Origin of the sequence: Photorhabdus heterorhabditis (assembly GCF_018448905.1) — a bacterium.
Taxonomy (GTDB): Bacteria; Pseudomonadota; Gammaproteobacteria; order Enterobacterales; family Enterobacteriaceae; genus Photorhabdus; species Photorhabdus heterorhabditis.
Genome location: NZ_RCWA01000001.1, coordinates 156,397 through 168,635 on the forward strand (window position 1 = coordinate 156,397; position 12,239 = coordinate 168,635).

Here is a 12,239-nt window from a genome sequence, read left to right on the forward strand (position 1 = left end):
TTGTTGGCTGCATTCACTCACCCCGGTCACAGAGTTATCTATGCTCCCGGGGATTCGCTCCCTTGCCGCCGCGATCCATCTTGAAATCCATAGGGTATATTTAGAGTAGCATATGCATTTAATTATTAATTGCAATGCAATAAATAGTTAAATGAATCAGATTTTCACCGTGATATCCGCTCTATGCAGTATATGAAAAAGTTCGTTATCTTGGGATTTCAGAAAGTTATTCCTTCGAACTGCTTCGCAAAGTTATTATTTTAGCCTTGGACAGCCTCTCTTTATCCTCTATTTTGCTGTTATGCATGGATAGCCAAGGAGCAACGGATGCTTAATTTATTGATATTAATCCTGTTCATTATTTTCAGTGCACCGATAGTTGCGGCTGAGACATTGGATACAGAGAAAGATTGCCCTGCATGGTCGCAAGACAAATTACAACGTGAAACAAAAAGTCTGATGCAACAGATGGCTCAATGGGATCAACTCTATCGTCAGAAAGGGATCGGCGAGATCGATGATGAAGTTTATGATCAATTAATGGCGGAGCTAATTCATTGGCAACTCTGTTTGAAACAAGTACCTCATTCAGATTTTCCTGTGGCAGTTATTACGGATAATAAGCTTGTTCATCCGGTTGCTCATACTGGATTAAGTAAACTAAAAGACGAACGGGAAATTAATCGATGGTTGCAGGGCAGATTACCTGTCTGGTTACAGCCAAAGATTGATGGCGTGGCGGTAACATTGGTTTACCAGAAAGGAAAATTAGTTTCATTAATCAGCCGGGGTAATGGTTCTGAAGGCATAGATTGGACAGCGAAGAGCCAATATATCTCCGAGATTCCTCAAGAGATAGAAAATGGACCGTCTTATATGGTGCTGCAAGGGGAGCTTTTTCTGCATAAGGATGGGCATATACAGCAATCTTCTGGCAGTGATGGCGCCCGTAATCGTGTCGCGGGTTTGATGATGCGCAAGGAGCATTCGCCAGAATTAAAGCAAGTAGGTTTGTTTATCTGGAGCTGGCCGGATGGTCCTGCCGAGATGGAAAATAAATTGCGAAAACTAGCGGATATGGGTTTTCCATTAGCGCTTCGCTATAGCCATAAAATAGAGAGACCAGAACAAGTACAGAAACTGCGGATGCACTATTTTGAACAACCCATGCCTTTCGCTACAGACGGTATCGTGCTGAAACAGGAAATTGAACCTAAAGGAAATCAGTGGCGGTCTGGATCTAACAGTTGGGCTATGGCATGGAAACACCCTTTACGCCATCAGGTCACACATGTCAGGGAAGTGAGTTTTACTATTGGCAGAACGGGCAAAATCTCAGTTGTGCTTGGGCTGGATAAGGTAAAACTGGATGACCGACAAGTCAGCCGAGTCAATATTGGGTCGGTCCGTCGTTGGCAACAGTTGGATGTGTTGCCGGGGGATCGGGTGACTCTTACACTAGCCGGTCATGGTATCCCGAAATTAGATCAAGTGGTGTGGCGGATTAAAGAGCGTCAGGATATTCAGCCACCCGATAAGCAGCGTTATCATGCGCTGAGTTGTTTGACGTTAACGGCGGGCTGTGAACAACAGTTTAATGCGCGACTGAAATGGCTTGGTGAAAATCTGCACATGACAGGTGTCAGTAGCGGTAGCTGGGCAATGTTGACTGAACAGAAATTAGTCACTGATTTAACCGGTTGGTTAGCACTTTCAGTTCAACAAATGGCGGCCTTACCGGGAATCGGAGATAAACGAGCACGGTCTATTTATTCACAATTCAGCAAGGCAAAAAATCAGCCTTTTTCTTATTGGATGAAAGGCATTGGGGTGCCTTATATGGCTAAGCTGTCCGACGATGTTGATCACTGGCGGCAGCTGGAGCAGAAATTAGCCGGAGCACAGTTAAAACAACAGTTCACTGCCGGGCAATTGAAAAAATTGTCTGATTTTATCAATGACGCACAGATTAAAATAATTGCAGATAAACTGTCAGTAGCAGGGATAACGGGTTTTGAACGGGAAAATGGGGTCGTGGTTAACCCCGTTGATATGGTTCAGTGATCGGAGTGCTCATAATTAAAGACAGGTAATCCAAGACGGTAGCGAATAGCAACCAATCTTGCTGTCAAACCTGCGATCAGGGTAATCAGAACAATGCCGTTTGGCGGTAACGGCGTGTGTTGTAAGCCAATATATAACCAGGCAGCGGCAAAGGAGACACCGGCATAAATCTCTTTCTGGAAAACTAACGGAATGGTGTTACATAACATATCGCGTAACACACCACCGAAAACGCCGGTGATAACCGCAGCAATAGAAGCAATGATCGGGCCATAGTTCATATCCAATGCAATCTGGGCGCCGATAATGGAGAAAACAATCAAACCAATGGCATCAAGGATCAGGAACAGACGGCGTAAATGTTTCATCATGGGGGCGACCCAGGTAGTTATCACAGCGGCGCAGGCGACGGTTACGATATATTCAGGGTGTTTAACCCAACCAAGGGGATAATGCCCAAGAAGTATGTCCCGAACGGAGCCACCGCCAATGGCAGTGACCGAAGCAATAATAATCACGCCGAACATATCCATCTTACGGCGGCCAGCGGCTAAAGCACCCGTCATCGCTTCAGCAGTAATACCAATGATATAAAGAACACTCAGTAACATAGATTATTCGATGTGCACAGCGTAAAAAGATAAGGGTAATGTCGAAATGGTAAAGTCTCGACTGAAATTTTTTAGTTCTATCTATTTCGGATTACTATTATTTATCCGAAAAAACCTGATATAAGGATAATGTAATGGCCTTTCAGGAACGGCAAATCACGTTTGACAATCGTAGCCACCAGCTTACTAATATTAATGTCTGGACACCAGACAGCCAGTGGTTAGTTTATGATGTTCGTCCCCATGGGGCTTCTTTTACCGGTTTAACAATAGAAAAAATTCATGCATACAGTGGCAAAACAGAAATTATCTATCAGGCCAAAGAGGGCGCTCATGTTGGCGTGGTGACGGTCAGCCCAACAGAACCTGTCCGGTACGCGTTTATTCATGGGCCTGAATTCCCAGATGAGCAATGGCATTATGATTTTCATCACCGGCGAGGGGTGATTGTCAGTGAGGATTTACCCAGAAAAGCGGTCACATTGGATGCCATGGATATTACCGCACCTTATACACCGGGAGCGCTACGCGGAGGTAGCCATGTTCATGTATTCAGCCCAGATGGTAGTCGTCTGAGTTTTACTTATAACGACCATGTTATGCATGAGCTTGATCCAGCATTGGATTTGCGCAATATCGCCGTGGCGGTGCCTCTCAAATCTGTTGAATCATCTAAACGACATCCCCGTGAACATGATGGTAGCTATTTCTCCGTTGTAGTCAGTAGTACAACACCTCAGCCAGAGCCGGGTAGTGATGAGATTAACCGAGCCTATGAAGAGTGTTGGGTCGGTCAAGCTGGATATCGTAAAGAGGATGGCAGTTGGCAGCGTTGGGCGTTAGCATTTATTGGTGATACTATTTCCCCTGAAACAGGGAAAAAAGTACCAGAAGTTTATATTGTTGATTTACCCGAACAGGATGCTGATTATGCAATAGCAGGGGAAAAACCACTGGAAGGTACGGAAACAACATTGCCTGCTCCGCCTGCTGGCGTAAAGCAACGCCGTTTAACATTTACCAATCACAAACGCTGGCCGGGGGTGGTGATTAATCCGCGTCACTGGCTACGGGCTTCACCGGATGGTGAGCAGATTGGTTTTCTGATGAAAGATGACAATAGCATTATACAACTGTGGACAATATCGCCAAATGGGGGCGAACTGTGTCAGATAACTAAAAGTAATTATGGTATTCAATCTGCTTTCAGTTGGGATCGAAGCGGTCAGTATGTTGTTTTTATTTGTGATAACAGTGTGATGTGGTGTGATGTACAAAATAGTCAAATGCAGCGTTTGACAAAGCGTACCGAGAAAGCACCTGCGGCGGATGCCGTTGTGATTTCACCTGATAGCTGTCATGTTGCCTTTATGCGTGAAGTTGATGGCTATATGCAAATTTTCCTGGTGGAGACCGGACTAAAATAAATATATTTGCTACCAGTTGGCTCTATCCATTGGTGCAATCAATCAGAACGAGTGATTAATTGGTTTTAGGCTAATTTTGTGCTTTTTCTATTTTTTCAATGCGTTCTTTTGGTGAACTTGCTGACTGGTCCTCATCAGATTTTATATAGTCATAAGGTAATAAAAGGGTATCTAACAGCGCAGAAAAAGGGAGGTCAATCGCTAGCAATGGCCTCACTACCCAGCCAGTATCATTATCTTTCAGCATTTCGATATTTGCTTTGGTGCCGGGATAATAACCGCGGCTAGGTCCTGAGTGCATCATGATGCTGGTACATCCGCTGGTTAACAGCCATCCTAATGTGACGCAAAATAGAATTAATTTATTACTCTTCATCGGTTCTATAGATCTCGTATGGTCAAACAGCCAGAATATTCCACTTTACCTAAGTTCTCTGTTACTTGTCGGGTGACTAATATTTACCAAGAGAGCTTAGCTAAAGGCTTCTATATCAACTACTATAATCACACTATGCAACATTGAACATAGGACGAACACCTGAGAATGGTGAATTTTTTATGTCACACGATTTTTTCTATATCTTTTTGATGAATAAAAAGCAATTCAAGCCATATAATGCGTTATGTAGCCTATTAATTTAAACCATCTTTAAGGGTAAAGTAATTTGGTCTGAGCTAATACACTTAATTGTTTCCATTTTTTACCCGATTGACTGGTGGCATGTGAAATTTGTTGGAACACATCAGCAATATGATGCGATAGACGCCAACATAATTGAGCCGGAGTAAGCTATGAATATTAAACCAATCAGAACAGAGCAGGATTATAAGGCAGCTTTAAAAGCCATCTCACCATGGTTTGATAATCAGCCTGAAATTGGATCTCCCGAATTTGATTATATGGAAGTTATGGTTTTGCTGATTGAAGCTTACGAGACTGAACATTTCCCGATTGGCCCGCCAAACCTAATGCTTTGCACTAGCCCTCAGTAAACGCACAAAAACCGGCCTATTCAAGCTATTGGATTTATAATTTTCTGATTAAATAGCTACTGTTTAAGAAGATTAGATAGATAAGGAATGTTTATTCTCTTTTTCTTAATGCATAACACATTCTACAAACTCTGATAATAATCATGTAAAAGTCCTCGTTGTCATTTAGCTCCTGCATTTCCCAGCAGGAGCTTTTTATTGTTAATGTCAGGCGGCTTGCTGATGTGCCAGTTCAATCTCTTCCGCCAGAATTGCAATACCTTTTTCGATACTTGTTGGGTCAGGAACATAGTTCATACGCATACATTCGTGAGCATGCGGCCAGTTCTGTTCCAGTCCGGGGAAGAAATAGTGACCTGGAACCATTAGCACACCGCGTTTTTTCAGTCTTTGGTAAAGCGTTTCTGTTGTTATCGGCAGGTTTTTAAACCATAACCACAGAAAAATGGCACCTTCTGGTTTATGGATAAGGCAAAGCTCTGTTGGCAGATAGCGACGGATAATCTTAATCACGTCCTGAACTCGTTGTTGATAGAACGGGAGGATAACTTCCTGTGACAAGCGAAGCAGGTCATTGCGACGGATCATTTCCAATGCCATTGCTGGACCAACACCACCTGGTGCAAGGCTGATGATACCGTTCATGTTACTGACCGCATTAATGATTTTATCGTTAGCGATAATAATTCCGCAGCGTGAACCCGGTAGACCTAATTTGGATAAGCTCATGCACAGAATAATATTGGGATTCCACAATGGCGTGGCTTCGCTGAAAATAATACCAGGGAAGGGGACGCCATAGGCATTATCAATCAGCAGTGGGACTTGATGTCGCTGGGCCAAGCGATCTAGCCGTTGTAGCTCTTCATCAGTGATAACGTTACCGGTTGGGTTGGTTGGGCGGGAAACACAAATCAAGCCAATATCTTTGGTAATATTCAGATGGTCAAAATCAACGTGATATTTGAATTGACCTTCTGGTAATAATTCAATATTGGGTTTATTGGCAACAAATAAGCCGTCATCTAGCCCTGAGTCAGAATAACCAATATATTCCGGTGCCAGTGGGAACAGCACTTTACGAATAGAACCATCTTCACTGCGCCCAGCAAGCAGATTAAACAGATAGAAAAATGCACTTTGGCTACCATTGGTCAGGGCAATATTTTGTGTGCCAATTTCCCAACCAAGCTTTTCGCGCAACATCTCAGCCAGTGCCTGAATTAGCGTATCTTTACCTTGAGGACCATCATAGTTACATAGCGTGTCAGCCAGTTGACCACTTGCGGCCATCTCAGTGAGTAATTGCTGAAAATAGTCATCCATTTTCGGGATATGTGCCGGATTGCCACCGCCTAGCATAATTGCACCGGGAGTCCTCAACCCTTGATTAAGATCATTCATCAGGCGGGTTATACCTGCATCTTGTGTGAATTTGTTGCCGAATTGAGAAAAAATCATAGCCGTGTTCGTTATCGGTGTGTTGTTTGAATTAGGAGAAATAACACCATACCCCGCGTATTATCGGGGTGCAATCTGGAAAATTATGACTATTGGTTATTTAATATTGCATTTAATTTAACATTTAAAATAAAGAGCTAAGCGTTTGTTTAAAGTCCATCTTTATTACTCGTTGAATCTAAGGAGACAATGGCAATTCACTGAATTTATTTTCTACAAAAACAGCTTGTTATGTGATCATTGATTAAACCTACAGCCTGCATAAATGCATAACAAGTGGTACTGCCGATAAATTTAAAACCTCTGTTTTTCAGCGCTTGTGATAATGCATCTGAAATCTCTGTTTTTACCGGGACCTCTGTAATCGTTTTCCACTGATTAATAATGGGTTTGTTATCGACGAAGCGCCAGATAAAAGTGCTGAATTCTTCTCCTTGTTGCTGCATCTTAAGATATGCTCGCGCATTGTTGATAATGGCGTTAATTTTGGCACGATTACGGACAATGGCGGGATCAAGCATCAGCCGTTCAACATCATTTTCATCCATAGCGGCAATTTTTATCGGATCAAATTGATGAAAGCATCGACGATAGCCTTCGCGTTTTTTCAAGATAGTCAGCCAAGATAACCCAGGTTGTTGGCCTTCCAGGCAGATCATTTCAAACAGCTTCTGGCTGTCTTTTTGTGGCTTTCCCCACTCGTGGTCGTGATAAGCCAGATAGCTAGGATCAGAGGTAACCCAATGACAGCGTGTTAATTCCATGGTTATAATTTCCTGTGCTGTTGGTTGAGAATTGATCATACTTTAACTGTATATACATACAAGTGAAATAGTCAGATGAGGATTTTTTTATTTCAGGGCCGAATTGAACATTAATTCAGGGCTGTATATCTTAAGGTCAAAGGGTATACTGACCCACTTCCTTTCAAATTCATATGTATCGCGTGCGAATCCAACATGCAAAAGTTTGATACCAAAACCTTTCAGGGGCTGATCCTGACATTACAGGATTATTGGGCGCGCCAGGGCTGCACCATTGTCCAACCATTGGACATGGAAGTTGGCGCTGGTACTTCTCATCCAATCACTTGCTTGCGTGCACTTGGCCCGGAGCCAATAGCTGCGGCTTATGTGCAACCTTCCCGGCGTCCGACGGATGGCCGTTACGGTGAAAACCCTAACCGTTTACAACATTACTATCAGTTTCAGGTCATTATTAAGCCATCACCAGACAATATTCAGGAGTTATATCTGGGTTCTCTGAAGGAACTAGGATTAGACCCAACGGTTCATGATATCCGTTTTGTCGAAGATAACTGGGAAAACCCAACCTTGGGTGCTTGGGGACTGGGTTGGGAAGTGTGGCTTAATGGGATGGAAGTGACTCAGTTTACTTACTTCCAACAGGTAGGTGGCCTTGAATGTAAACCCGTCACCGGCGAGATCACTTACGGTCTTGAGCGTCTGGCAATGTATATCCAAGGCGTAGACAGTGTTTATGATCTGGTTTGGTGTGATGGCCTGCTGGGCAAAACCACTTATGGTGACATTTATCACCAAAATGAAGTGGAACAATCCACCTATAACTTTGAGCATGCGGATGTCGATTTCCTGTTTACCTGCTTCGAACAATATGAAAAAGAAGCTCAGGATTTGCTGGCGCTGGAAACACCACTGCCTTTGCCTGCTTATGAACGAATCCTCAAAGCCGGTCATACATTCAACTTATTGGATGCCCGTAAAGCTATCTCGGTGACTGAGCGTCAGCGTTATATCCTGCGTATCCGCACCCTGACCAAAGCTGTTGCAGAAGCGTATTATGCCTCCCGTGAGGCGTTGGGTTTCCCTATGTGTAAAAAGAATCAGAACTAAGAGGCTGTCATGACTCAACAGACTTTCCTGGTGGAAATCGGCACAGAAGAGTTGCCGCCGAAGGCTCTTCGTTCATTGGCTGAAGCATTTGCCGCTAATTTTGCGGCGGAGTTAGATAACGCGGATTTGGCGCATGGTGAGGTGAGCTGGTTTGCAGCCCCGCGCCGTTTGGCACTGAAAGTTGTTAATTTGGATGAAGCTCAGGCCGACCGTGAAGTCGAAAAGCGCGGTCCGGCGATTGCTCAGGCATTCGATGCCGAGGGTAAACCGACAAAAGCGGCAGAAGGTTGGGCTCGTGGTTGTGGTATTACGACGGCTCAGGCTGAACGGTTGGTAACAGATAAAGGTGAATGGTTACTGTATCGTGCGCTGGTTAAAGGCCGCAGTGTCAAAGAGTTGTTGGCGAATATGGTCAACCATGCACTGAGTAAGTTGCCAATTCCTAAACTGATGCGTTGGAGCGATAAAGAGACTCAGTTTGTTCGCCCGGTTCATACCGTTACCATGTTGTTTGGTAATGAATTGATTGAGGGAGAAATTCTGGGAATTAAATCCGCTCGTGTCATTCGTGGTCACCGTTTTATGGGTGAATCTGAGTTTACGATTGATAACGCGGAACAGTATCCAGAGATTTTGCAACAACGCGGTAAAGTGATTGCAGATTATACAATCCGTAAAGCGCTGATTAAGCAGGATGTAGAACAGGCGGCGATTAAATTGGGTGGTGTTGCTGATATCAGTGACAGTCTGCTGGAAGAAGTCACTTCTCTGGTTGAATGGCCGGTGGTACTGACGGCGAAATTTGAAGAGAAATTCCTTGATGTGCCCGCTGAAGCATTGGTTTACACCATGAAAGGTGACCAAAAATACTTCCCGGTTTACGACAATGTTGGCAAGTTGATGGCGAATTTTATTTTTGTCACCAACATTGAATCTTCTGATCCACAGCAAATTATTTCTGGTAACGAAAAGGTGGTTCGTCCACGCTTGGCTGACGCAGAATTCTTCTTTAAGACGGATCGTAAACAGCGTCTGGAAGATAATCTACCTCGGTTAGAAACGGTTCTGTTCCAGAAACAGCTTGGTACTTTGCGTGATAAAACGGATCGTATTCAGGCGTTGGCTGGCTGGATTGCAGGGCAGATCGGCGCTGATGTTAATCATGCTACCCGTGCGGGCCTGTTGTCTAAATGTGACTTGATGACCAACATGGTATTTGAGTTCACCGATACGCAGGGTGTGATGGGGATGCATTACGCCCGTCATGACGGTGAAGCGGAAGAGGTTGCTCTGGCACTGAATGAGCAGTATCAACCGCGTTTTGCCGGTGATGAATTGCCTTCTTCCGGTGTTTCTTGTGCATTAGCCATTGCGGACAAAATGGATACTCTGGCGGGTATTTTTGGCATTGGTCAGCATCCAAAAGGCGATAAAGACCCGTTTGCGCTGCGTCGTGCTGCGCTGGGTGCTTTGCGTATTATCGTTGAGAAAAAACTGCCGCTGGATTTGCAGGCACTGACAGAAGAAGCGGTTCGTTTGTATGGTGACAAGCTGACGAATACCAAAGTCACAGATGACGTGGTGGAGTTTATGCTTGGCCGTTTCCGTGCTTGGTATCAGGAACAAGGTTACAGCATTGATACCATTCAAGCTGTGCTGGCCCGCCGCCCAACCCAACCCGCTGATTTCGATGCCCGCGTTAAGGCGGTGACTCACTTCCGTACCTTGGATGAAGCCGCAGCGTTGGCAGCTGCGAATAAGCGCGTTTCTAACATTCTGGCGAAGTCAGAGGAGACGTTGAATGAGAAAGTCAGTGCTTCTGTGCTGAAAGCGCCTGAAGAAGTGAAACTGACAACGCATTTGGTGGTTTTACAAGATAAGTTGACGCCTTTGTTTGCTGAAGGATGCTATCAGGAAGCTCTGGTTGAGTTAGCCTCTTTGCGTGAAGTTGTTGATGCTTTCTTTGACAATGTGATGGTGATGGATGAAGACCAGCAGGTGCGAGTGAATCGCTTAACTTTGTTAAGTGAATTGCGTGAGTTATTCCTGAAAGTTGCGGATATTTCGTTACTGCAATAATAACCTGAAATAGTCAATTCCGGCTGTTGTGAGATGCAATGGCCGGAATCTAATTGCTCTGGTGGATATCACCTTGACGAAAGTTGCGAAGGAAAAGGTATTTTGGCTAAGAGCGATTGCGGTGAAGATATTCATCAGACAAAGGATGCTGATGGTTTATTCGAGCAGCTTGGTATCTGATGAGTTAGCCAAAATATTCAGGTTAAGGAAGGAAAAGAAAAGTTCAAAATAGCTTAGTAGCCACGACATGGCTTTTACGTATGACGTATTTTTTGTAAAAACTGTGTGAGAGTGCGACATAACGGCATTCACGCTGTTTTTATCAGCAACTAACCCATGATTATCAAAAAGGTATTGACGGCCTGTAACGAGCGCAGTAAGATTCGCCTCGTTTTCGGCGAGTAGCGCAGCTTGGTAGCGCAACTGGTTTGGGACCAGTGGGTCGGAGGTTCGAATCCTCTCTCGCCGACCAGTTAATAGTTTGGGGATGTTGAATAAGTCCGCAGACTTAAAAGAAAGTAGAAAAGCCTTACAGTTATCGCTGTAAGGCTTTTTGTCGTTATTGCTTTAAATTTGCCAGATTCCGTTTTGTGGATTATTTGTCTTTTTCATGGCTTTTTATTGCGGTCATTAAGATAGTCAATAATCGAATAACAAAGATTGATTTTCTTATAGGACATTTCTGTTCGGAGAATAATCGATAATTATCTAATTCATAATTATCGATTGGATAATTATTGAGATAAAATAACCTTATCTTTGGCTGAGTAATTAGGCTTGTATTTCGGCTGGCTCAGGAAAATATCCACCATTTTCCAGTGTTGACCGAATCATATTCTTTATTTCATCCTCTCCTAATTTTTCTCCCTCTTCATTTTCATAGTCTAATGTTAAAACAGCATTAACAAAGGGAGCGATATCAGCTTCTGATAAGTTTGTATTCCAGTTTAATGTGTTGGATGGGCCGCCTGGTTCTTCATTAATAAGTGTGACGATTTTCCCATAGAGATCTTGTGTAATAGTCCAGCGCATATCTGTACTGCTCCAGTACCATCTTCCCAGTAAAAAGTGATGCCAGAACTCTTCCCAGCTCTTATATTCTCGCTGAACGGTGTGAGTGATAATTTGTACAAAATTGTCTGCTTCTTCCCGACTCAGATATTCTGTACTGATACCATTGCAAATTAACTTGATATAACGGACGTAATCCCAGGCAAGAAAATTTACTGTTTGAATATTGTTTAAATTTTTACGAACAACTTCGGCCCGCCAGAGAAGTTCTTTAGCTTCTCCATCTTCATCATCTTCTTTTTGAATGTCTTTCTTTATTTGCTCATAGTCTGATTCGGATATGTCAGAGAAGAAATAGACTTCTTGGCGGAATTTATGCCGATGACCATTAGTTAATAAATGAAATAATTGAGCAATCAGGCTTTCTCTGTCATTAATACCCCAGGCAGTCTGAAGTGAGCCTGCATCTTTGCTGCCGGGAATAATAATCGGATCATTACAGGGATATTCTTCAACAGCAGCATAGGGAGTTCCCAGTGTATAAGCCCAGTCTTTGGGTTCAAATTTTGGTAATTTGCCGGATGCTCGACTTTGGTATTCATTTCTCAAATTATTAAGGATTTTTCTCTCAACAATTGATTTCATAATGATAACAGCGAAGATAATAAAGAGAATAATAGAAACAATGGTAACTAAAGTATAGTGATACCATCTCCAAT

General features: G+C 43.4%; 12 protein-coding genes, 1 tRNA gene and 1 pseudogene. 9 read left to right on the forward strand and 5 right to left on the reverse strand.

Annotated elements, in window-relative coordinates:
* Nucleotides 1-327: 327 nt before the first annotated feature.
* On the forward strand, nt 328-2,064 hold the full coding sequence (ligB, locus tag EAE89_RS00630; RefSeq protein WP_214085186.1) for an NAD-dependent DNA ligase LigB: 1,737 nt from the start codon (nt 328-330) through the stop codon (nt 2,062-2,064).
* Here ligB and EAE89_RS00635 read toward each other — a convergent pair.
* Nucleotides 2,058-2,675 (reverse strand): trimeric intracellular cation channel family protein, encoded by a 618-nt coding sequence (locus tag EAE89_RS00635; RefSeq protein WP_054479529.1) that lies wholly within the window; start codon nt 2,673-2,675, stop codon nt 2,058-2,060. The genes ligB and EAE89_RS00635 overlap by 7 nt on opposite strands.
* 134 nt (nt 2,676-2,809) lie before the next feature.
* Here EAE89_RS00635 and EAE89_RS00640 point away from each other — a divergent pair, with 134 nt between their 5' ends.
* The gene (locus EAE89_RS00640) at nt 2,810-4,102 is read left to right on the forward strand and encodes a YidR family protein (RefSeq protein ID WP_214085187.1); all 1,293 of its coding nucleotides are present in this window, start codon (nt 2,810-2,812) and stop codon (nt 4,100-4,102) included.
* A 70-nt stretch (nt 4,103-4,172) separates the two neighbouring features.
* Here EAE89_RS00640 and EAE89_RS00645 read toward each other — a convergent pair whose 3' ends face one another.
* Nucleotides 4,173-4,478, reverse strand: coding sequence for a YceK/YidQ family lipoprotein (locus EAE89_RS00645; protein WP_054479533.1), 306 nt, complete (start codon nt 4,476-4,478; stop codon nt 4,173-4,175).
* Between EAE89_RS00645 and EAE89_RS00650 the strand changes: the two genes are divergently transcribed.
* From EAE89_RS00650 to EAE89_RS00660, 3 genes and pseudogenes are all read left to right on the forward strand, one after another.
* Nucleotides 4,405-4,554 (forward strand): hypothetical protein, encoded by a 150-nt coding sequence (locus tag EAE89_RS00650; protein WP_167338262.1) that lies wholly within the window; start codon nt 4,405-4,407, stop codon nt 4,552-4,554. The genes EAE89_RS00645 and EAE89_RS00650 overlap by 74 nt on opposite strands.
* Before the next feature lie 235 nt (nt 4,555-4,789).
* Nucleotides 4,790-4,891 (forward strand): type II toxin-antitoxin system HigB family toxin, encoded by a 102-nt coding sequence (locus EAE89_RS23405; RefSeq protein ID WP_339423023.1) that lies wholly within the window; start codon nt 4,790-4,792, stop codon nt 4,889-4,891.
* 3 nt (nt 4,892-4,894) lie between these two features.
* Nucleotides 4,895-5,068, forward strand: a pseudogene (locus tag EAE89_RS00660) (helix-turn-helix domain-containing protein); the annotation flags it as partial.
* A gap of 234 nt (nt 5,069-5,302) precedes the next feature.
* On the opposite strand, the gene EAE89_RS00665 reads toward EAE89_RS00660, so the two are convergent.
* Entirely contained in the window at nt 5,303-6,556 is a 1,254-nt protein-coding gene (locus EAE89_RS00665) for a valine--pyruvate transaminase (RefSeq protein ID WP_054479537.1), read from the reverse strand.
* Between the two features lie 206 nt (nt 6,557-6,762).
* Nucleotides 6,763-7,320 carry a DNA-3-methyladenine glycosylase I gene (locus EAE89_RS00670; protein WP_054479539.1) on the reverse strand — a complete coding sequence of 186 codons (558 nt, stop codon included), beginning with the start codon at nt 7,318-7,320 and terminating at the stop codon, nt 6,763-6,765.
* Between the two features lie 195 nt (nt 7,321-7,515).
* On the opposite strand from EAE89_RS00670, the gene glyQ reads away from it, so the two are divergent.
* The 4 genes from glyQ to EAE89_RS00690 all read left to right on the forward strand — a co-directional run bounded on the left by glyQ (nt 7,516) and on the right by EAE89_RS00690 (nt 10,981).
* Nucleotides 7,516-8,430, forward strand: a complete 915-nt coding sequence (glyQ, locus tag EAE89_RS00675) for a glycine--tRNA ligase subunit alpha (protein WP_012776420.1) — start codon at nt 7,516-7,518, stop codon at nt 8,428-8,430.
* Between the two features lie 9 nt (nt 8,431-8,439).
* Complete coding sequence (gene glyS, locus EAE89_RS00680) at nt 8,440-10,509, forward strand: glycine--tRNA ligase subunit beta (protein WP_214085188.1); 2,070 nt, start codon at nt 8,440-8,442, stop codon at nt 10,507-10,509.
* 33 nt (nt 10,510-10,542) lie between these two features.
* Nucleotides 10,543-10,689 (forward strand): hypothetical protein, encoded by a 147-nt coding sequence (locus EAE89_RS00685; RefSeq protein WP_161804229.1) that lies wholly within the window; start codon nt 10,543-10,545, stop codon nt 10,687-10,689.
* A 215-nt stretch (nt 10,690-10,904) separates the two neighbouring features.
* Nucleotides 10,905-10,981: transfer RNA gene (locus EAE89_RS00690), tRNA-Pro, on the forward strand.
* Between the two features lie 299 nt (nt 10,982-11,280).
* Here EAE89_RS00690 and EAE89_RS00695 read toward each other — a convergent pair.
* Nucleotides 11,281-12,165: a DUF1266 domain-containing protein gene (locus EAE89_RS00695; protein ID WP_214085189.1), complete on the reverse strand. Its 885-nt coding sequence runs from the start codon at nt 12,163-12,165 to the stop codon at nt 11,281-11,283.
* Between the last annotated feature and the right edge of the window lie 74 nt (nt 12,166-12,239).